This is a genomic window from Streptomyces sp. NPDC050759 (genome assembly GCF_044456945.1).
Classification (GTDB): domain Bacteria; phylum Actinomycetota; class Actinomycetes; order Streptomycetales; family Streptomycetaceae; genus Streptomyces.
Genome location: NZ_JBITGI010000015.1, coordinates 164,589 through 184,437, shown reverse-complemented (window position 1 = coordinate 184,437; position 19,849 = coordinate 164,589). Strand labels below are relative to the sequence as shown.

18 protein-coding genes are annotated in these 19,849 nt (G+C 68.8%); 1 reads left to right on the top strand and 17 read right to left on the bottom strand.

Annotated elements, in window-relative coordinates; genetic code table 11:
• Positions 1–1,410 carry an acyltransferase domain-containing protein gene (locus ACIBJB_RS35860; RefSeq protein ID WP_398937031.1) on the bottom strand — a complete coding sequence of 470 codons (1,410 nt, stop codon included), beginning with the start codon at positions 1,408–1,410 and terminating at the stop codon, positions 1–3.
• 215 nt (positions 1,411–1,625) lie between these two features.
• The gene (locus ACIBJB_RS35855; protein ID WP_398937029.1) at positions 1,626–1,883 is read right to left on the bottom strand and encodes a phosphopantetheine-binding protein; all 258 of its coding nucleotides are present in this window, start codon (positions 1,881–1,883) and stop codon (positions 1,626–1,628) included.
• Positions 1,884–2,135: 252 nt separating this feature from the next.
• Here ACIBJB_RS35855 and ACIBJB_RS35850 point away from each other — a divergent pair, with 252 nt between their 5' ends.
• On the top strand, positions 2,136–3,179 hold the full coding sequence (locus ACIBJB_RS35850) for a MupA/Atu3671 family FMN-dependent luciferase-like monooxygenase (RefSeq protein WP_398937027.1): 1,044 nt from the start codon (positions 2,136–2,138) through the stop codon (positions 3,177–3,179).
• A gap of 401 nt (positions 3,180–3,580) precedes the next feature.
• Here ACIBJB_RS35850 and ACIBJB_RS35845 read toward each other — a convergent pair whose 3' ends face one another.
• From ACIBJB_RS35845 to ACIBJB_RS35775, 15 genes are all read right to left on the bottom strand, one after another.
• On the bottom strand, positions 3,581–4,819 hold the full coding sequence (locus tag ACIBJB_RS35845) for a 2-oxo acid dehydrogenase subunit E2 (RefSeq protein ID WP_398937024.1): 1,239 nt from the start codon (positions 4,817–4,819) through the stop codon (positions 3,581–3,583).
• Positions 4,812–5,819, bottom strand: coding sequence for an alpha-ketoacid dehydrogenase subunit beta (locus ACIBJB_RS35840; protein WP_398937022.1), 1,008 nt, complete (start codon positions 5,817–5,819; stop codon positions 4,812–4,814). Before ACIBJB_RS35840 ends, ACIBJB_RS35845 begins: the two co-directional genes overlap by 8 nt.
• A gap of 2 nt (positions 5,820–5,821) precedes the next feature.
• A complete protein-coding gene (locus tag ACIBJB_RS35835; RefSeq protein WP_398937020.1) occupies positions 5,822–6,760 on the bottom strand; it encodes a thiamine pyrophosphate-dependent dehydrogenase E1 component subunit alpha in 939 nt (312 codons plus the stop codon).
• A gap of 76 nt (positions 6,761–6,836) precedes the next feature.
• Positions 6,837–7,904, bottom strand: a complete 1,068-nt coding sequence (locus ACIBJB_RS35830; protein ID WP_398937018.1) for a C45 family autoproteolytic acyltransferase/hydolase — start codon at positions 7,902–7,904, stop codon at positions 6,837–6,839.
• The gene (locus tag ACIBJB_RS35825) at positions 7,901–8,515 is read right to left on the bottom strand and encodes a GNAT family N-acetyltransferase (protein ID WP_398937016.1); all 615 of its coding nucleotides are present in this window, start codon (positions 8,513–8,515) and stop codon (positions 7,901–7,903) included. Before ACIBJB_RS35825 ends, ACIBJB_RS35830 begins: the two co-directional genes overlap by 4 nt.
• A gap of 1 nt (position 8,516) precedes the next feature.
• Positions 8,517–8,777, bottom strand: coding sequence for a phosphopantetheine-binding protein (locus ACIBJB_RS35820; RefSeq protein WP_362576747.1), 261 nt, complete (start codon positions 8,775–8,777; stop codon positions 8,517–8,519).
• Entirely contained in the window at positions 8,767–10,305 is a 1,539-nt protein-coding gene (locus ACIBJB_RS35815) for an AMP-binding protein (RefSeq protein WP_398937012.1), read from the bottom strand. Before ACIBJB_RS35815 ends, ACIBJB_RS35820 begins: the two co-directional genes overlap by 11 nt.
• Complete coding sequence (locus tag ACIBJB_RS35810; protein WP_398937010.1) at positions 10,302–12,317, bottom strand: class I tRNA ligase family protein; 2,016 nt, start codon at positions 12,315–12,317, stop codon at positions 10,302–10,304. Before ACIBJB_RS35810 ends, ACIBJB_RS35815 begins: the two co-directional genes overlap by 4 nt.
• Positions 12,314–13,390 carry an NAD(P)/FAD-dependent oxidoreductase gene (locus ACIBJB_RS35805; RefSeq protein ID WP_398937008.1) on the bottom strand — a complete coding sequence of 359 codons (1,077 nt, stop codon included), beginning with the start codon at positions 13,388–13,390 and terminating at the stop codon, positions 12,314–12,316. Before ACIBJB_RS35805 ends, ACIBJB_RS35810 begins: the two co-directional genes overlap by 4 nt.
• A gap of 3 nt (positions 13,391–13,393) precedes the next feature.
• The gene (locus ACIBJB_RS35800; RefSeq protein ID WP_398937006.1) at positions 13,394–14,689 is read right to left on the bottom strand and encodes a lysine N(6)-hydroxylase/L-ornithine N(5)-oxygenase family protein; all 1,296 of its coding nucleotides are present in this window, start codon (positions 14,687–14,689) and stop codon (positions 13,394–13,396) included.
• Between the two features lie 110 nt (positions 14,690–14,799).
• Positions 14,800–16,035, bottom strand: a complete 1,236-nt coding sequence (locus ACIBJB_RS35795; RefSeq protein WP_398937004.1) for an acyl-CoA dehydrogenase family protein — start codon at positions 16,033–16,035, stop codon at positions 14,800–14,802.
• Between the two features lie 277 nt (positions 16,036–16,312).
• Positions 16,313–17,230: a 3-oxoacyl-ACP synthase gene (locus ACIBJB_RS35790; protein WP_398937002.1), complete on the bottom strand. Its 918-nt coding sequence runs from the start codon at positions 17,228–17,230 to the stop codon at positions 16,313–16,315.
• A 24-nt stretch (positions 17,231–17,254) separates the two neighbouring features.
• Positions 17,255–17,461 (bottom strand): hypothetical protein, encoded by a 207-nt coding sequence (locus tag ACIBJB_RS35785; RefSeq protein WP_398937000.1) that lies wholly within the window; start codon positions 17,459–17,461, stop codon positions 17,255–17,257.
• A 221-nt stretch (positions 17,462–17,682) separates the two neighbouring features.
• Positions 17,683–18,141 carry an acyl carrier protein gene (locus tag ACIBJB_RS35780; protein WP_398936998.1) on the bottom strand — a complete coding sequence of 153 codons (459 nt, stop codon included), beginning with the start codon at positions 18,139–18,141 and terminating at the stop codon, positions 17,683–17,685.
• Positions 18,142–18,474: 333 nt separating this feature from the next.
• Complete coding sequence (locus ACIBJB_RS35775) at positions 18,475–19,803, bottom strand: class I SAM-dependent RNA methyltransferase (protein ID WP_398936996.1); 1,329 nt, start codon at positions 19,801–19,803, stop codon at positions 18,475–18,477.
• Positions 19,804–19,849: the final 46 nt, after the last annotated feature.

The window sequence follows — 19,849 nt, the reverse complement described above, 5'->3', positions numbered from 1 at the left end:
TCACTCCTCGGTCGATCCGACGGGGGTGGAAGCATCTGGGCCGGCCCACAGAGGCAGGAGGGCGTGCAACTGGTCCTCGTTCAGCGCGTCGAGCGAGGCCAGCAGCCGCTCCGCCTCCTGGGGCGAGAGCTGGTCCGGCCCGCCCGCCTCCTCACCGGTCCCCGCCCCGAGTTCGAGCCCGACGACCTCGACGACCGGCCGGCCGGCGTCGTCGACGACCGAGACGTCGACCACCTCTCGCGCCGTCTCACCCACCCGGTGCCGGACCACCGCGACTCCGGACCCCGCAGCGCTCGCCGACTCGTGGATCACGACCCGCTCGAACCGGAACGGCAGCTCGGTGGCCGGCGCCGGAGCCGGCCGATCCGCTCCCGGCCGATCACCGACCGTCCGCCCCCTCGCACGGAACGGCGCGTGGTACCTCACCCAGTCGACCGGAATCCCCGCCTCCTCCAACCGGGTCAGGTGATCCAGTACCGTCACCGAATCCGGTGTCCGAGGCGACAACCCCGCCAGCCAGAGCTCACTCCCGTCGCTCTGCGCCCGGCCGGCCGTGGTCAGCGTCCGTCCGGGCCCCACCTCCAGGAGGACCGTGCAGCCGCTGTCCATCAGTGCCCGGACTCCCGCCATGAACCTGACCGGTGAGGTGAGCTGCCGGCCCCAGTACTCCGCGCCGAGCTCCCCGCCCGCGGCCCAGCCCCCGGTGAGGTTCAGCGCCAGCGGCACGGCCGTGGTCCGGTGCCGGATCCGGCCCGCCGCCGCGACCAGCGCCGGGACGGCCGGGGCGACCAGCGTCGAGTGGAAGGCGTGGGTGGTCTCCAGTGGGATCGTCAGCCAACCTCGCCGCTCGAACGCCGCCACCAACTCCCCCATCGCTGTGTCGGTCCCCGAGACGACGATCCGCTCCGGGGCGTTGTACGCCGCCACCGACGCCGCGCCGCCGTGTGCCGCGACCAGGCGCTCCAGCTCCGCCGGGTCAGGACCGCCCACGGCGACCATCCGCCCGGCGCCGGGCACGGCCGCGAAGGCCCGGCCGCGGGCGCTGACGAGTTCGAGCCCTTCCTCGACGCCGAACACCCCCGCCACACAGGCGGCCGCGTATTCGCCGAGACTGTGGCCGACCACCGCGTCCGGCCGCACCCCGCACGAGGTCCAGAACTCCGCCAACGCGACCTGCAGCAGAAAGACCGCGGGCTGGAGCAGCTCGGCCCGGGTCTGGGCGGCCGGGTCGGCGAACACGTCGAGCGGACCGACGCCGGTGAGCCGGCGGAACTGATCGGCGTACCGGTCGATGCCCGCGCGGAACAACGCGTGCTCGCGATGGAGCTCGACGCCCATGCCGACGTACTCGGAGCTCTGTCCTGGGAACAGGAAACCGATCCGCGGCCGGGTGTCTTTGTTGTACGGCATTCCGGGCACGAAGGAACTCCAACCGATCTGTCAAGTCCGGAAAAAGGGCTGGAAGGGGATGATGCCGATTTCCAGAAGAGGTCGAAGCGCCGTTGACCGAGGGCGCTGTCACCGATCACTAAAAAATGGGCCGGAACACCGTCCACCGCAAGGTGACATCGGCTCGATGTCTTGCCGGCGAGACGGGGGTTTCCGTCTCCTGCTGACGCTGACGGTCAGGACGCCTCGCCGACCAGTTCGCTCAGCACGTCGCTGAGGTCGCTGAGCAATGGGTTCTTGAGGATGACGCCCGTGATCCGGGATATCCCGAGCTCCTGGCGGAGGGCCTGGCCGAGGCGGACGGCGATGATGGAGTTGCCGCCGACGGCCAGGAAGTCGTCGCCGACGCCGATGCCCGGATTCCCCAGAAGCTCCCGCACCTTGCCGACCACCAGCTCGTCCATGGGGTTACGGAACCCGCTGTCGACCGTCACTTGACCACCTCTCGCACTTCATCGGTCAGCTCTCGCAGGCCGGTGAACGAAACCTGATTTCCCGAAGGACGGGTCCATCGTGCGCTTGTCTCGCCGGCGAGACAACACTCCATCGGCCTTTTCCACCGCGGTCCGCGAAGAGTGTGTCCGCGAAGAACGAGAGTGCTATGAATCAGGATCGGGCGCATTTACTGACCGATATTCGCCACACACCCCCGACTCCGAACCATTATCCGCTGGGGAGTACGCACGATGGATCTCAGCCTCTTCTATTTCGCCAACGACAGCGGAGGCGCCGAGGCCGACCGATACCGGTTGTTGCTCGATGGCGCCCGCTTCGCCGACGAGAACGGCCTGGCGGCGGTGTGGACCCCGGAACGCCATTTCCACCCCTTCGGTGGGACCTATCCGAACCCCTCGGTGACCAGCGCGGCGATCGCCGCGACGACGAAGCGTGTCAAGATCCGGGCGGGCAGCGTCGTGGCACCGTTGCACCACGCGCTGCGGATCGCCGAGGAGTGGTCCGTGGTGGACAACATCTCCCGGGGCCGAGTCGGGGTGTCCTTCGCCTCCGGCTGGCACGCCGTCGACTTCGCCCTGAATCCGGCCGCCTACACGAACCGCCGGACGGAGATGTACGAGCGGATCGAGCAGGTGCGTGCCCTGTGGCGCGGCGAGGCAATCGAGGTCACCGACGGCTCGGGGAACCCGGTGAAGGTGCGGTCGTTCCCGCCGCCGGTCCAGACCGACCTGCCGATCTGGGTCGCCAGTGTCGGCGACGTCGAGACCTTCCGGAGCGCCGGCCGGATCGGAGCCGGTCTCCTCACCCACCTGCTCGGCCAGAGTCCCGAACAGCTGGCGCACAACATCGCCGAGTACCGGAAGGCCGCGACCGACGCCGGCTGGCCGGGCCACGTCGCGGTGATGGTGCACACGTACCTCGGCGAGGACACCGACAGCGTCCGAGAGCTGGTCCGGCCGTCGCTGAGCGACTACATGCGCAGCTCACTCGGGCTCATCCTGACGTCGGACCTCAGCACCGGAGACCTGGAGCCGGACGAGATCGACATGCTCGTCGAGCGGGCCTTCGAGCACTACTTCGACAACGTCGGCCTGCTCGGCTCGGTCGACAAGGGCGAGCAGGTCGTGGCGCGGCTCGCGGAACTCGGCGCGGACGAGATCGCGTGTCTCATCGACTTCGGACTGCCGACGGACGAGGTCATGACCGGCTTGACCTATCTCAAGCGACTGCAGGACGCGTGCGGCGCCGACGTGCCCGACCAGCGCACGATCTGACCCTGATCCTTCCCATGCCGCCGCGGTCACCCGGCCAGGGTGCGGATCCACCGTGCCCGCGCCGAGGCCGACCCGCCGAAGCGCCGACTGTCGGGCCTGCACCCGGCGCCGGTTCCGGGTGACGACACCAATCGTCTGGCTCCGTTGCTGGTTGAGTCTGCCGTCCCCGAGGCCGGGTTGTCCGCGATCGGGGACCGGGGGTCGTCGCCGGCGGCAAGGCCTCCCGCCAGGGTCACCTGCGAGGCGTTGTCGGGTCTGCCGGCCAGGCTGGGAGCGTCCCGGCGAGCGCCGCGCCGAGGCAGGGCAGGATCGGGTCGGCGGTGCGGCCGGCCGCACCGCCGACCCGTGGACCGGCGGACGTAGGGTCGTCGGCTGCTTGGTGGGCGGCGCGCAGCGCCCCGTCAGCCCGCGAGCCTGGCGATGGCGTCGGCGCTCTCCAGGTCCTGCTTCACCGCGGTGAGGAAGCGGACCGCGTCGCGGCCGTTGAGATAGCGGTGGTCGTAGGTGACCGCGACCGTGGTGACCGGCCGGGTGAACGGCATACCGTCCTCGGTCAGCGCGACTTCGCTCCGCTCTGCGCACAGGGTCACCACGCAGGTGCGGCCCGGATGGACGATCGGCGCGGCCAGGATGATGTCCGGATCGTTGTGCAGCGAGAGGGTGATGGCCTCGTCGGCGAACGCGTCCTCGCGGAAGTTCTGCCGCAAGGCGCTGACTCGGAAATCCATGAGGTCGTCGGCCAGGTCGGCGATCGGACGGTGAGCGGCGTCCTTGAGCACCGGGATGAACAGCCCGGTCCCGACGTCGACGGTGACCCCGACGTTGGCGGCCGACGCGAGGGTGAGGGTGTGGTCCGCACCGGACGTGGCACCGGACGTGGCGAAGAACAGCGGGAAGTCGGCGTGGCGAGCGGCAATGGCCTTGACCAGGAGCTCGACCAGGCCGTACGGGGCGCCGCCGCGGGTGGCGCGGAACACTGTCAGGTCGACCGCGATCGCGGCGAAGGCGGCCGGGATGGTGCGGTGCGCCTCGCTGACGACGGCGGCCACCGCGCGCTGGCGCGGACTGAGGCTGACGACGACGGCGTCCGCGGACGCCCCAGCCGCCACGGACACCGCCCCCTCGTCCATGAACTCCTGCTCCATGAACTCCTGCTCCATGAACCCCTGCTCCATGAACCCCTGATCGATGGGCCGCTGGTCGATGAGCCGCTGGACGTCGGAGGCCTTCACCACCCGCTTGCCGAGCGTGCGCAGTTGCTCGGTCCGGATGCCGCGTTCCTGGGCGAGGGTGCGTGCGGCATCGCTGAGGATCGGGTCCGGACCGCCCTCGTGGTCCTCGCCCTCGCCCTCACCCTCGGGTGCGGTGGTCACGACGGCGGCCGCCAGGTAGTCGTCCCGTTCCTGGCGGCTGTCGAACAGCAGCCCCACGGGCCGCCCGAACGCGCAGTGCGCTCCGGCCTCGACGAGCCGATGGAGGACGCCGTCCGCTTCCGCGACGAGTTCCTCCAGGGCCTTGGCAGTCTCGACCTCGGCGACGACCGCGTCCGCGGACACCGCGGCGCCGTCGTCGACCGTCCAGCCGACCAGGACGCAGCCCTCGTCGTTGTTGTTGAACTTCGGCAGCAGCAGTTCACGCATGCAACGCCTCCCAGATGGCGCGGTGGATGTCAGAAGCCTGGGGGAGCACGGTCTCCTCCAGGTGTGCGGCGGTCGGGATCACCTCGGCCTCGGCGCTGCACAGCAGGACCGGGCGCCGCAGCCGGCCCCACAGCCGCTCATAGACGCGCGCGGCGACCTCCGAGCCCCAGGTGCCGCCGGCGGCGCCATCCTCGACCAGGCACACGACCTCGGCGCCGGCCAGGGCGGGCAGCAGTGGCTCCACGTCGAACGGGTACAACCGGGTCGGAACGATCACCTCGCAGGTGATCTCGTGCTCGGCGAACAGCGTCCCGGCCGCCGCCAGCGCCCGCCGGGCCACCCCACCGGGCACGATGATCACGCAGTCGGCCGCGTCGTCGCCGTCCGACGCCCGCAGCCGTGCCGGGCCGCCGGCTCCGAACGGGAAGTCGGCGACGAACGGCCCGTCGGTCCCCGGCTCGTGCATCGGCTGTGTGTAGAGCACCTTGTCCTCGAACAGGACGGCCGGCTCGCCCTCGTCGAGCAGGCCGGCCAGCAGCGCCGTACTGTCGTGGAACGGCGAGATCTCGTGCACCGACAGGTGCGGCACGCCGATGAAGTGCTTCTGCAGGCTCTGGCTGTGGGTCGGGCCGTACCCGCGCCGCCCGCCGGTGGGACAGCGCACGATCACCGGGACCTCGACGCGGCGGCCGTACATCGCGACCGATTTGGCCGCGAAGTTCACGATCTGGTCGAAGGCAAGGGTGGCGAAGTCGCCGAACATGATCTCGACGATGGCGCGCCCGCCGGACAGCGCCAGCCCGTTGGCCACGCCCACCAGCGACTGCTCGCTGATGGGCGTGCTCAGGACCCGGTCGGGGTAGCCCGACGACAGCCCTTTGGTGATCTTGAAGGCGCCGCCGTACGGATCGGCGACGTCCTCCCCCAGCAGGAACAGGTCGGGGTCGGCGGCGAACGCCGCGTGCAGAGCCCGGTTGAGGTTCTCAGCGACACGCTCCACGTTCAGCCCCTCTCCCACACCGAGGCCGGACGGGCCAGGACCCGGTCCACGGCCTCGGCGATCCGCGTCCGCTGCTCGTCCTCGACCTTGGCGAACAGGTCGGGGTCCAGGCGTCGGTAGGCGTCGTGCCAGTCGTGCTCCCGCTCGGCGGCGACCTCGGCGGCGGAGCGCGTGTCGTCGCCCTTGCTGTGCGGGCCGAGGCGGTGGGTCGCGAACTCCACGACGGCCGGCCCGCCGCCGGTGCGCGTTAGTTCGAGCACCGGTGCCAGGCGCGCGCGGATCGCGGCGACGTCGCTGCCGGTCACGGACACATGGGCGATTCCGAACGCCGCGGCCCGCCCGGCGATGTCGCCGGCCATGGCGCGCGCGGTCGGCGTGGTCTGCGCGATGCCGTTGTTCTCCACGACCACCAGCAGCGGCAGCCGCCACAGCGCGGCCAGGTTCAACGCCTCGTAGACGGCGCCCTCACCCCAGGTGCCGTCGCCGATGTAGGCCACAGCGATCCCGGGCCGGCCGGTCCGCTGGAACCACAGGGCCGTGCCCGCGGCCACCGGCAGGCTCTCGCCCTGCACCCCGGTGGACAGGTAGGTGCCCCGGAAGATGTGCTGGCTGCCGCCGACGCCCGAACAGACGGCGCCCTCGCGGCCGGTCATCTCGGCCAGCAGGCCCTCGGGGTCGTCGAAGCGGGCCAGGTAGTGTCCGTGGCCGCGGTGGTTGCTGAACACGAAGTCGTCCGGGGCCAGCAGCGGCCGCAGGGCCACCGGCACGTACTCCTGGCCGAGGCAGGTGTGCGTGGTGCCGTTGAGCAGCCCGCGCGCGAACAGGTCCAGGACGGTCTGCTCGAAGTGCCTGATCATCAGCAGTCTGGAGAGGTCGTCGACGTCGATCCCGGCGACGCTGACGGCAGCACCTTCTTGTTTCTCGTCATCGAGCACGTTCATGTTCCCGCCCGTCGGAGTTCGAAAAGATCAAGATGTTGTGGATCCCAGGTAGGTGCGTACGCACAGCGCCCGAGGATCACGTGGCAGTCGGTTCGGGGTCCGCAAAGGTGAACTCCCTGGTGAAAGATGTGGCGGGATCACCCGGCCTGATGTACAACCGACCGCTCCCCGGCAATGCGACGGCAGCAGCGACGGTGCGCTCGTACCGGATGTCACCGGTTCCGACAACTCGGATGGGAGGGACCGAGAGCAGAGCGAAATGCTCCTCAACCCCTGCGGCCGGCGCCATCGCGGCGAGACCGGCGCGGCACGCCTCCAGCCTTCGGCGTGAGGAGTTCCGCGCGAAGACGTTGATCTCGTCGAAGGGTTCGAACTCGGGGTGGAGGAAGTGGTTGGTGTGCTCGGCCTGTTGGGCTTCGAGGCACCGGAACCCGCCGTCCAGAGCCTCCACCCAGACCGCTTTGCCCGCGTCGCAGAGCATGAACGACCGTGAGCTGGCCAACGGGAGACCGCGGAGGCACTCGACCGCCTCGTCGACGGTGGCAGCGGAGTCCAACACATGGCGAATGGCGAGGTACGGCGGGACTCCGGGTTTCCAGTCGCCGCCGAGGACCAGGTTGAGGCCCACGGCCAGGCCGTCGCTGTTGACCCCGAGATAGCCGAGCAGGCCCGCGAAACTGAGCACCAGGGCCCGGCGCGGGGAACCGGTGAGTCGGACGTCGAGGACGCTGATCTGATCGTCCAGGTCGCCGTTGAGGTCCACCGTCTGGGCCAGGACCGGATGGGGACCGGCCTTGGCGTAGGTGGTGCAGTCGCCTCGCGCCGGGATCTTCCGGTAGCCCAGGATCTCCCGGCGCAGTTGCAGCAGCAGCGCCTGGTCGCGGTGGATTCCGATCCCGTCGGCGAGTCCGGTGATCTCCTCGGCCAGCCGTGGCAGCTCTGCCGTGATCACCTTGTCGAACGCGGACAGCACCGGTTCGAGCCCGGCCGTCGTGACCGGTTCGTCCAGAAGCAGGTTGAGGCGGCAGAGCGAGTCGTCGACGAAGCCGCGCAGCGGACCGGCGAGAGCTGCCCCGTGCTGTCGGCCGACCTCATAGGGATCGCCGCGGAGACGCAGATGGGTGACGCCCGCTCCGCCGGTCACACCGCCATGCCCTGACGGGTCACCTTCGCGTGGGTGGCCAGCTCGTCCTTGAGCCACGACCACTCACCGCGCAGCACGCTGTAGTAGACAGCGTCCCGGCGCCTGCCGTCCGGCATCGGGTTGAAGCTGCGAAGGACGCCCTCCTCCAGGGCGCCGATGTTGCGCAGGCCCGCTCGGGCCTGCGCGTTGAGCTGGTCCGTCTTGAACTCCACGCGCTCGGCGCCCAGGTTCTCGAAGGCGTGCTCGAGCAGCAGGTACTTGGCCCAGCGGTTGATGCCGCGGCCCTGGAAGTCGACGCCCAACCAGGACCAGCCGATCTCCAGGCGGGAGTCCGCCTCGGAGAGGTTGCCGAAGCTCATACTCCCCGCGCATCGCCCCGTCGTCCTGTCGGTGATGTGGAAGACCACACGCCTGCCTGCCGCGTGGTCGGCGACCATGCCCTGGAAGAAGGCGTCGAAGTCGTCCTCCGTCTCGACCAGGCTCACGAAGTAGCGCCAGATCACCGGGTCCATCGCGATGTCGTGGATCGACTCGCGGTCCTCGGGACTGATCGGACGCAGCCTCACGTGGTCGTTCTCCAGGGTGGCCGCGGCCAGCTCTGCCCAACTCACTCTAGGAAGCCTTTCCGGCGTAGCGTGACAGTGTGTCGACAACGTCGTGGAGCGTGCGCATCTCTGCGACGTCGCGCTCGGTCAGATGTGCGAGGTCGACCGTGAGGTCCTCGCAGAGCCGAGTCAGGAACAGGACCTTCTGCAGCGAGGTCAAGCCGTAGTCGGTCAACTCGAGGTCAAGTTCGATCTCGTGCGGATCCGCGGCCGGCTGGAGCGCGGCCGACAGGTTTTCCCGCGCGATGGTCTCGACGTCACTGGGCATGGATACCGTCCTGGTTGTTCGTGATCTGTGCCTGGAAGGCAGCGAAAATGGCCTGTCGTCTCGGCTTGAACTGCGACGTGAGCATTCCGTTGGCGATACTGGGCCGCGGGCTCGCGACGACGACCTTGCGAATCTGTTCATCACGGCCGAACGAGGCGTTGGTGCGGGCCAGTTGTTCGGCGATCGCCTCGAGGTCGGCCGTGTCGGAGGAAGGCGAGACCACCGCCACCAGGGACGTCTGCGCGGGGCAGAACACCACACACTCCTCGATCGCCGGACTCGTCCGCATGTGCTCCTCGATCGGCCGGACGATCACCTTCTTGCCGTTCCCCAGCACGATGACGTCGTCGGCGCGCCCCTGGATGAACAGGAAGCCGTCCTCGTCCACGTAACCGAGGTCGCCGGTGCGCACCACCCCGTCTGCGACGAACATCCGCTCGGAGTCGCCGGGCTCGGCGAACTCGTAGCGCTGGTTCACCGGATGCTCGCTTCGCACCAGGATCACGCCGTCCTCGTCGAACAGCACCTCCTTGCCCCGCAGCACCCTCCCCACGCTGCCCTCCCTGTGGGCACCGGGATGGTTCTTGCTGACGATGCACGTCTCGTTCAGCCCGTAGCCCTCATAGAGGGGAAGGCCCGCGTCGGTGAGGTAGCGCAGCACCTCACCGTCCGCCGGCGCCGATCCCGTCCACAGGTAGCGGATCCGATCGCCGAACAGCCGCCGCGCGGCCGCGCGGCGAGCCGCCTCCGGCGCGACGCCGTCCGCGCGAGCGGCATCCTGGCTGATCTGCTGCCTGGCGGCCTCGAAGAACGCCGGCACACCCATCACCACGGTCGGCCGGGCCATCGCGAGCGCGGCGAAGGCCGCCTCGTACGTGGTGACCGTCGCATCGTGGCCGAAGCAGAGGGCGGAGTAGAGCCAGTACCGCTGCTGCAGCAGTGACAGCGGAAGGAAGACGAAGAGGTTGTCGCCGCCCCGGTGCTCGAAGATCTCCTGCACAGCCTGCATCGACGAGTCGATACTGCCGACCGTGGCCCCGAGTCCCTTCGGCGCACCGGTGCTGCCGGAGGTGAACTTGATCGTCGTCACCTCCTCGGGCTCGTACACGACGGGTCCGGGCGGCTCCCGCCACGCCTGCTGCGCAGCCTCGGCGACATCAGTGAACGTCCGGACAGCCGTCGGCGCGTCCGCCGGCACGTCCTGGTCGGTGAACAGAACCGTGAGCCCGTAGCGCGCCACCAGCTCTCCGACATCGGTGAACTTGCCTGGCTCGAAACCCGCGACCACCACCTTGAGCCGCAGCGCGGCAAGGTCCAACAGGACCCATTCCAGGCTGTTGGCCGCCAGGATTCCGATGCGGTCCCCGGACTCGACGCCGAGGCTCCGAAGGTAGGCGGCGACATGGCCTGACTGTTCGTACAGTTCGGTCAGGTCCAGCGTCCTGAGACCGCCGAGCCGGATGAAGGAGATCCGGTGGCCGGGAGCCGGCGGCCCCGCCACCAAGCGGTTGATCACAGAGTCGGTCATCCCGTGGCTCCCTCGGCGAGCGACCAGTCGGACGGCAGGGCCTCGAAGTAGGACTGCTCTTCGAGATCGACCCGGGTGCCGGGCGCGACCAGCTCGACCTGGGAAGGCCAGGACGAGAGGTCGGTCGTCCCCAGCGCCTGGGCGAGTCGGGCGGCGAATCGAGGCATGATCGGCGTGGCCGCGCGGGCCAACAGGTGTGCCGCGGCCAGTTCCAGCGCGATGGCCGTTCGGGCCTCGTCCTTCCAGCCGGCGATCAGCGCGGTCCGTGCCTCTGCTTCGGCGAACCGCCGAGTGTCGACGACGATCCCGTCCAGTTCAGCGGCCGCACGGTTCAGCGAGAATCCGTCCTGTCCGAAGCTGTCGGCGACAGCGGCGAGCCGTACGCTCAGGCGGTTGAGGAACGCCGTGTGCTCAGGAGTCCAGACGCCGGCGTCGGGGGCGATCCCGCCGTACTGCCCGGCGACCCGTGTGCCCAGGTCGTTCAGCCAACCCTGCCAGCCGTCCACCAGGACCCGCTGGACGGTCTCCGTGTACGCCTCGAGTTGGAACCTCGTCCGTCGCTGCTCCGGACGCGTGAGCGCCAGGTGGTAGCGCACCGCGTCCACGGTCTCCGGTCGGAGGATCTGCTTGCCCCAGATGGCATGGCGCCTGCTGGTGGAGAACTTGCCGTCCTCCAACAGGTAGAACTCATTGACGTGGTAATCGATGTCGGGATTCCACTGCGGGTACGCCAACCGGTAGAGAGCCGGGTAGAGCACGGCGTGGTAGAAGCTGTTGTCGTAGCCGAAGAAGTGGACGAACTTCCAGTCCTGCTCGGGAGTCACGGCTCGCCAGTCGCGGCCCAGACGGCCGCCGAGGGCCTCGATGCCGTGGAGAAAGCCGTACGACATCTCGGGCCAGACCCAGATCACCTGCCCGTCCACTGTCGTGTCCGCGGGCGCGACGCCCCAGTCCGAGGGGTGGGTCAGGGGAATGTCGAGCCTGGTACGCGCGAACACCCGGTCCGCCAGTTCGCGGAGTCGGGCCGGGACCCGGCCGAGACGGTGGTGATCGGCGACCTCGCTGCCGAACTCGTGGAGGGGCAGGACGAAGCGTGAGACAGGTTGCTGCTTCGGCGGCACCTCCGACCGGCTGCTGCGCGGGTCGACCAGGTCGACGCAGACGTTCGGTTCGCCGCACTCCTCGCAGATGTTGCCGCTGGTGCCGCCCCCGCATCCGGGACAGGCGCCCGAGACGTCCACCTCGTAGAGGTAGGCGTCCGTCTCGGCGTCCACCAGGGCATCCGTCTGCTGGACGGTGACCGCCCCCGAGTCGACCAGCTTCGAGAAGTATCCACGCAGACCGTCCCGGTAGCCGGGGTCCTCGTTGGTCACGGTGTACTGGTCGACCTCGATGTCCATCAGGCGGAGCGTCGCGGCGATCTCGGCACTGTAGTGCTCGGCGGTACGCGCCGGTTCGCGCTCCTCTCGGCGGGCGCGGTCGACCACGTAGCTCTGGAAGTCGTCGCTCCCGGTGAGGTGCCAGACCTCAGTGCCCAGCATGCGTTGGAACCGGACGTAGGCGTCAGCCCCCAGGTAGGGACCGGACAGGTGACCGAGGTGGAGGTCGCCGTTGGGAGTGGGCGGGGTCGAGAAGACGAAGACCGGCCTCTCGTGGAACCGGCGGCGCGTACCGCCTGCCGCTGCGGCCTCGGCGGCGCGCACCGGGTCGCGCCAGTACAGGTCGAAGAAGACCAGGTCGACGTCCCCGTCGTTCTCGACGACATGAGTCTCGAAGGGCTCGAACTGGCACACCGTTCCCGGCTCCACCCGGACACGCCGACCGTCGTAGGCCACCCATCCGGTTCCGGCGACGACGACGAACATCTCGATCTCGTCGTGCTGGTGTGGATCGGAGGTGACGCCCGGAGCGACCCGGCCCCAGCCGGCTCCGGCACTCATCTTCTCCACGGAGCTCATCTCGATGCCGAATGCCTGGTGCAGTTCCTCCGTGGAGAAGACGCTCACGTTCATCGGTGGCTCCCTTGGTCGGAAACGTTCTCAACGGCTTTACGGAGCAGGTGCGCTGCCTCTGCGGCGATGGCGGGTGCGAGCCTGTACCCGGAGCCGTTGGCGGCACCCGCGAACACCAGTCGGCCCTCCTCGTCCAGAGCGCGTACCAGCGGCTCCCGATCCGCGCTGTAGGCGTCGCAGAACACCCTTCCGCTGCGGGCGGAGTCGGCCAGGCGGGGGGCGCGGCCGATCAGCACCTCTCGGGCCTCAGCCAGGTCCGACGGGGAGACGCTGCCGGTGAGCCGGTCGGGGTCGACGTCCCAGGTCTGACTGGTGTAGCTGAAGAGCCAACGCCTCTGCTCGTGCAACGGGAGCAGGAACGCGTCCTCGTCGTGGAAGACGACGACTCCGTCCTCGGCCGCGGGCGGCTGTTCGATGTGCAGCGCGACGACCTTCTTCACCCTGGCGTCCAGGGGGGTGAGCCGTTCCCGCCAGGCTGGTGCGGCCAGCCACGGGCCGGGGGCGAGCACGACCGAGTCGGCCGTGACGCGTTCTCCTGTGCCGAGCCGGAGTGCGTAGCCGCTCCCGACCCGGTCCAGGGAATCGACGGAGACCCCTTCCCTGAAACTCGTCCGTGGCCGCAGAGACCGGGCCAATGCTCGGGTCAGCGCCCCGACATCGGCGTACTGGCAGCCCTCGCCGGTCCAGGCCGCCGTCTCGTCCGACAGTGGTGGCAGCCAGTCGGGCAAGGCGTCCACGCGGGACAGGCCGGCCTCGTCGAGATAGGCCGTCTCCACCTGGTCCACCGTCGCACGGTCGGACACCACCAGCATGGGTACCGGGTGAATGGGCAACGCCGGATCAGCGTCGAGCAGGGCCCTGTAGTAGGCCTGGCTGTAGCCGGCCATGCGGCGTACACGCTCCGTCGCGCCACGAGGGAAGTGCAGACCGGCCGACCGGCGACTGGCTCCGGACCCGACGGCATCTTGTTCGAGCACCAGCACGGAAGCGTGCGGCGCCCGGAGCACCAGTTCCCGCGCGATCGTGCACCCGATGATTCCGCCACCGACGACTGCGAAGTCGACATGCGTCATGGCTCAACCCACGCTCTCGTCCGGGCTGAGCTTGGCCGACCATTCGATGAACGAAGGGACCGTATCGTCGCTGCGCACACATCGAACGCGGTCGATGATCCGCTGGCTCCGCCAGGCAAGCAGGCTGAGGTTCTTGTCCGCCAGTCCGCGCTGTCGCAGAGCCGCGTTCTGGAGGAAGATGCTTCGGTTCGAAGGGCCGTCCCACTTCACGGCGAAATCACTGTCGATGCGGTACTCGTCGCCCTCACGCTCGAGTCGGTCCGCGATCGGCGCGAGGAAGTCGGGCGCGGCGCTGCGGAACCCGGTCGCCCAGACCACTACGTCGGCGTCGACCTGCCCGAGGACCGCCGGATGGTTGCTGTTGGACAGCTTCAACGACCACGCGTTGTCGGAGGCGGAGACCGCGATCACGTTCCGGTTCGGGTACAGCGAGACCAGGTCGGTGTTGCCGTGGATGAACCGCTCGGTATAGATGCGCTGGTAGATCTCGCGGAGTGTGCCCTCGGAGATGCCGTCACTGGTGAGGACGTGCTCCCGGTTGAACGATTCGCGCGTCCCCTGGTCCAGCCGGGCGAAGTAGTCCGAGTAGCCGGGCATGTAGAAGTCGTTGGTGAAGGGCGAGTCGTCGATGGGGTAGAAGTTGCGGCGGCGTGACACCCACGAGACCCGGCGCGGTCGCTCAGTGGACGGACGCGAGATGAGGTCGAGGAACGCCTCGGCGCCCGACTGGCCTCCGCCGACCACGCAGACTCTCTTCCCCGCCAACTCGCGGCTGCGAGGCACGAATTCGCTGACGTGGAACTGAGTGAGGCCGAGGTGGTCATGGGCTTCCGCCGGCACCCAGGCATTGCTGCCGATGCCAATGGACACGTTGTTCGCCGTGACGGTGCGCCGGTTGGTACGCAGGACGAATACGCCGTCGAAGTCGACGGAGACGACCTCCTCGCCGAATACCACGTTCTGGTTGCGCCGGCTCGCCCATTCCAGGTAGTTGCGGAACTCCTGCCGCGGCACCTCGCTGAACTGAGCATTGATGAAGTGGTAGATCCGCCCTTTGTCCTTCAGGTAGGAAAGGAACGAAAAGGGACTGGTCGGGTCCGACAGACTCACCAGATCCTTGAAGACGGACACCTGGAGGGTCGCATCGGGGATCTGCTGTCCATCATGCCAACTGAACACCTCACGCTTCTCAAGGAAGAGGTTCGGCAGCCCCGGACAACCGTGCAACAGGGACGCAAGACTCAAGTTCGCAGGACCGACGCCTATGCCGACACACTCGTAGTGCTGTTCGTCACTCATGGCTCTCCCCGTGTATGCATCAAATGTCTTTCCGTACCCGGCAGCCAGGGTGAGCCAGGATGTATGGGTACGGATCTGCCCGTGTCATTGCGACGACAGGGGAGGACAAGTCAGCGCTCCACTCGACTTGCACGGCGTCCGGACACTGCTCGGGATCGGCCCGCGTGCGGCCGTCGTCCCAGCGCGTCCGCGATGATCATCTTCTGGACCTCGGACGCTCCCTCGTAGATACGCAGGGACCTGACCTGCCGGTACAAGCGCTCGGGGACGCTGTCGGCAACGAGACCGGCTGCCCCGTGGACCTGGACGGCAGCGTCGACGATCTCCTGTGCGGCCTCGGTGGCGGCCACCTTGGCGATACTCGAGTGTTTCGCGTAGCCGGGGTTCCCCTGGTCGAGCTCCCACGCGGCCCGCGCGACCAACATCGCCGAAGAGTTCAGCTTTATTTCCATGTCGGCGAGCGCACCCTTCACAAGCTGAAGGTCCATCAGTTTGCCGCCGTGGATCCGCCGCTCACGGGCCCGCTGGACTGCCGAGTCGAATGCGCGGCGCGCAAACCCCACCGCGGCCGCCCCCACCGTCATCCGGAATCGCTCCAGCAGGTCCGTCGCGACCACGAAACCCTGTCCGGGGCGTCCGAGCACGCTCGATTCGGGGACCAGGCAGTCTTCGAAGGCCAGGTGTCCGAACGAGCGCGGAGCGACCAACCGCACCTCCTCCAGCACCCGGACTCCAGGCGTGCGCGCCGGCACCAGAAACGCCGTGAGCCCCAGCGCACCGGGCCCCCCACCCGTTCGCGCGATCACGCAGTGCACATCCGCGATGCCGGCATTGGCGATCCAGGCCTTTCGGCCGTTCAGCACATAGCCGTCGGACACTCGGTCGGCAGTCAGACCGACTGCTGAGATGTCGGAGCCTGCTTCCTCCTCCGAGATCGCGAACGATCCCGCCACCTCGCCCGACGCCATTCGCGGCAGATACTCCAACTGCTGCCCATTGTTTCCGTATTGGACGATCGGGGTCGCGGACAGCGCTTGGATGGAGAAGGCGAAGTCCGCCAGATCGTCGGCGTACGCAAGGATTTCCCTGGCCAGACAGATCGAGCGGTGGTCACCGGCGGCGGACCCGTTCGCGGGATCGAGGAATCCCAGCCATCCGGCGGAGCCGAGCGCGCTCAGAATCTCCCTGCCGGTTTTCTCCGGAGTCTGCTCCAAAGGACGTGACCACAGGCCGGAATGGCCGGCGCACCAGTCGGCGAGCTCCACGGCCAACGTGCGGTGCTGCTCCTCGTAGAACGGCAACGCCAGTATGTCCTCGTCGAGACCACCGAGCAGCGCGTAATTCATGTCGCCCTTTCACAATCCGCAGGTCAGCATCGGTCGAAACGGCCGCGACCCCGGCGCACCTTGATCAGGCGATGCTCGATGAAACGTACGCGACCGGGGCTTGGCCCCGCCAGATCCGCCGCCCTCGCGAAATCGGGGATCACCAGGCGCAGCTTCACTTCACCGATGTCGGTTGAGTACCTGGTGGCGGGGATTCGGCAAGAAGGAAGGGAACGGCGCCTGTCTCGCCAGCGAGACAACGCCCCCGCCGACCATTTCGACAATGCCGGTTCGCGTGCTAACGCGTTTGCTTGCGCAGCAGAACCCCGTACCGTACCCCTGGAACCGAGGCGGCCAGCAGATAGTGCCCGTTGTCGCGAAGGCGACCGGCTGCTGCGAGGTCCGTCAGATTGATGATCGGGTCAGCGGCGAAGCAGTGGCCTACCCGTGCGATGTTGTCCGTATACAGCTGCGCTGCGGCAAATCCCGCCTGAAGCTCTTTCATGACGATGATGGCTTCGAAGATATTGGTGTGCATGAGGATGTCGACCTGGTCGATTCCCATCGATGCACGTTTCATCAACTGCGTGTTCACGCGGCGGGAGAGGTCCGGACTGATCTGGTTCGACCAGTCCAGGTCCTTCATCTCGTGCGCTGCGGCACTTGCGACGATCTCGTACTCCCCGTCGGTGTCCGACACCAGCACACCGGCCGCGCCATCGCTGAACAGGGCGAACTTGGCCAGTCTTTCCGCCTCGACAGTGACGCGATCGGTGGTGATGACCAGGACCCGCCGATGGATTCCGGCAGCTACGAAGGCCTCGGCGACTCGCAGGCCCGCCAGCAGGTTCGTGCATCGGTCGAGCGTGATGCCGAGGAAGTCGGTCTCATGTGTTCCCAACCCCTCCGAGATGGTCCGTACGAAGTTTCCGTGGCTGTCCGGCCCTCCAGGAAAACCGGTGCAGCACAGCACCAGTGCGTCGACGGAGGAGGGGTCGACGCCGGCGGCGCGGAGAGTCGCCCTGCCCGCCTCGACCGCCAGGTCCTCCAGCGACTTGTGGCTCCGGTGCACATGGCCCCAGCCCCAGAGCTCCGGGGCATACGGCACCCCTAGTTCAGCGGCCCGCGCCTCCAGATCCGGAGTCTCGGAATGGTGCGACGCGATCTCCCCCAGCACGTACTGCGGTCCGCTCAGGAAGACAGAGGAGGAACTCATCGAGGCTCCGGTGTATGTGGTCGGTCAGGTTACGGCGGTGGCCGGCTCGGCCTCGGGCCCGGCACCCGCCGATTCGTCCGGCCGGGCCTCCTCGACCATGTCCAGGTCCCGCATCCTCCGCAGCGGCGAGAAGAACACCCGCAACCCCGCACACCAGCAACCGATCAGAAGCGGCGCGAAGGTGAGGTGCAGTCCGGGCAGCGTGGCCGGCGGGATCGAAGCCGGCAGCAAGCGACCGATGTCGCACCACACATCAGCTGGTGCTTGGCGAGGCGGTCGACGACAACACCGATCGGGAGGGAGACCGGCGAGCCGAGTTCACTGGCGGCATTAAGAGCGGACTCCCCTCACACGCGTGTCACCGATCATGAGATTCACCAATAGAGCCTTGATCACCGCACAGGTCGTCGGCCGGCACAAGGGATGGACGGCCCATGTCGGGAAGGCCGAGCTCAGTCCGCGGGTGTTGTCTCGGATCCGGGTCCGAGTCCGGCCGCCAGGCGCTCCATCCCCGCGTCGTCCAGGCCGTCGAGGGTCGCCAACAGCTGCGCGGCCGCCTCCGGAGAGGCGTCGTCGAGGTCTGCCCCGGCAGGTTCGCGGGCAACCGGTCCGGCAGCGAACGCGGCGACAGACCCACCTTCCGCCCGCACCCGCGCCGTCAGTCCGTCCAGGGTGAGGTCCAGCAGCTCGCCAGCCGGGACGTCCACACCGAGGTCGGTCCGCAGCCGGCTCCACAGCTCGATGGCCGCGAGCGAGTCGAACCCGAGCGAGACCAACGGGACATCGCGGCTGAAGGGGCTGGTCAGTCGCGCCCGGATCAGCCCGTCGAGATAACCGCGGACGGCCGGGAGGCCGTCGCCGATGCCGATCGTCACCTGCCCGCCGCCTCTCTGCCGCGACTCATCGGCCATCTCCCTGATCCCCGAACTGGGTTCGCCATGATTCTCCTGTGCAACGATCCGACACTCGACATCCGAACGGCGGCCGACACCACTTCGCCGCGGCACGCGAACACCCTCGCGGGCCCTCCTCATGCTGGGCCTGTCCCGCCGGCGAGACAACACCGCGCAGACCATTCCCGGCCCGCTCCGCAGGCAGTGTCCGCAAGCACGGCCGTTCCAACATCATGAGGTGAGCCCGGGGATGCGGAACGGATGTTCTGCCCGCCGTGCTGCCCGGCGGGTGGCTTCGGCGGCGTCGTCGCGTCCGTGCAGGTGAACGCCCCGATCGCGAGGTTCCGCAGGTCAGGAGCCCTTGGCCGCCGGCTCAAGGATGGCGACACACTCCACATGATGCGTCATCGGAAACAGGTCGAACACCCGCAGCATCCGCACCCGGTACCCCCCGTCCCGGAAGTACCCCAAGTCCCGCGCCAGCGCGGCCGGATCGCAGGCGACGTACGCGATGCGCCGTGCGCCCAGGGACGACAGGTGCTCCACCGTCTTGCGCCCCGCCCCCGCCCGCGGCGGGTCCAGCACGATCAGGTCGACCTCGGTGATCCCCGTGCGCGGCAGCACGGCCTCCACCTTGCCCTGCTCGATCCGCACCCGGTCGAAGTCGGCGAGGTTGTGCCGGGCGTCCTCGACCGCGCGCTTGCCCGACTCGATGCCGAGGACCGCGCCCTTGTCGCCGAGGCGGTCGGCCAATGCCCCCGCGAACAGCCCCACCCCGCAGTACAGGTCGAGCGCCATCTCGCCCTTGCGCGGCAGCAGGCCCTGCATGACCGCCTTCACCAGCGTGTCGGCAGCCTGCGGGTGGACCTGCCAGAAGCCGCCGCTGCCCACCCGGTGGGTGCGGCCGTCGGCCCGCTCGCGTACGAAGGCGCGGCCGTGGACGCGGTGGATGCCGCCGTCGTGCTCCTCGACGCGCATCACGGACACCGGCTTGTTCAGCTCGACCAGCGGCAGGCGGGCGCCCGGGCGGGGCTCCAGGATGACCATGCGGTCCTGGGAGCCGGTCGCCGCGATCGCCTCCACGGACGCCATCCCGGACCAGTCGCGGTCCTCGATGCCCAGTTCGCTCACGCCCGGCGCGGCGATCATGCAGTGCTCGATCGGCTCCACCTCGTGCGAACGGTGGCGGCGCAGACCGGCGTTGCCGTCGGCGTCCACCGCGTACTGCACGCGGGTGCGCCAGGCAGGCACCTCGCCCGCCGGCAGCTTGTCGCCCTCGGCCGGCATCACCGTGCCGTCCCAGCCGGCCTCCTCGGGGGTGAGGCCCGCGAGCCGCTTCAGTTGCTCGGCGACGACCTCGCCCTTGAGACGCCGCTGGGCGCCGGGCTTGGCGTGCTGCCAGTCGCAGCCACCGCAGCGGCCGGGACCGGCGTAGGGGCAGGGCGCCTCGATGCGGTCCTTGGACGGCTCCAGTACCGACACCGCGTCCGCGCGCAGGAACCGCGCCCCCTCCTCGCCCTCCGTCACCCGGGCCACGACCCGCTCACCGGGCAGCGTGTGCCGGACGAACAGCACCTGGCCGTCCTCCGTGCGGGCGATGCAGTGCCCGCCGTGCGCGACGGGGCCGATCTCGACTTCGAACTCCACCCCCACCAGCGATTTCTTCGGTTCTGCCTGCATGGCGGGGTGACTCCACAACGTCAAGGGAAGCGGTGGGTCGACAACC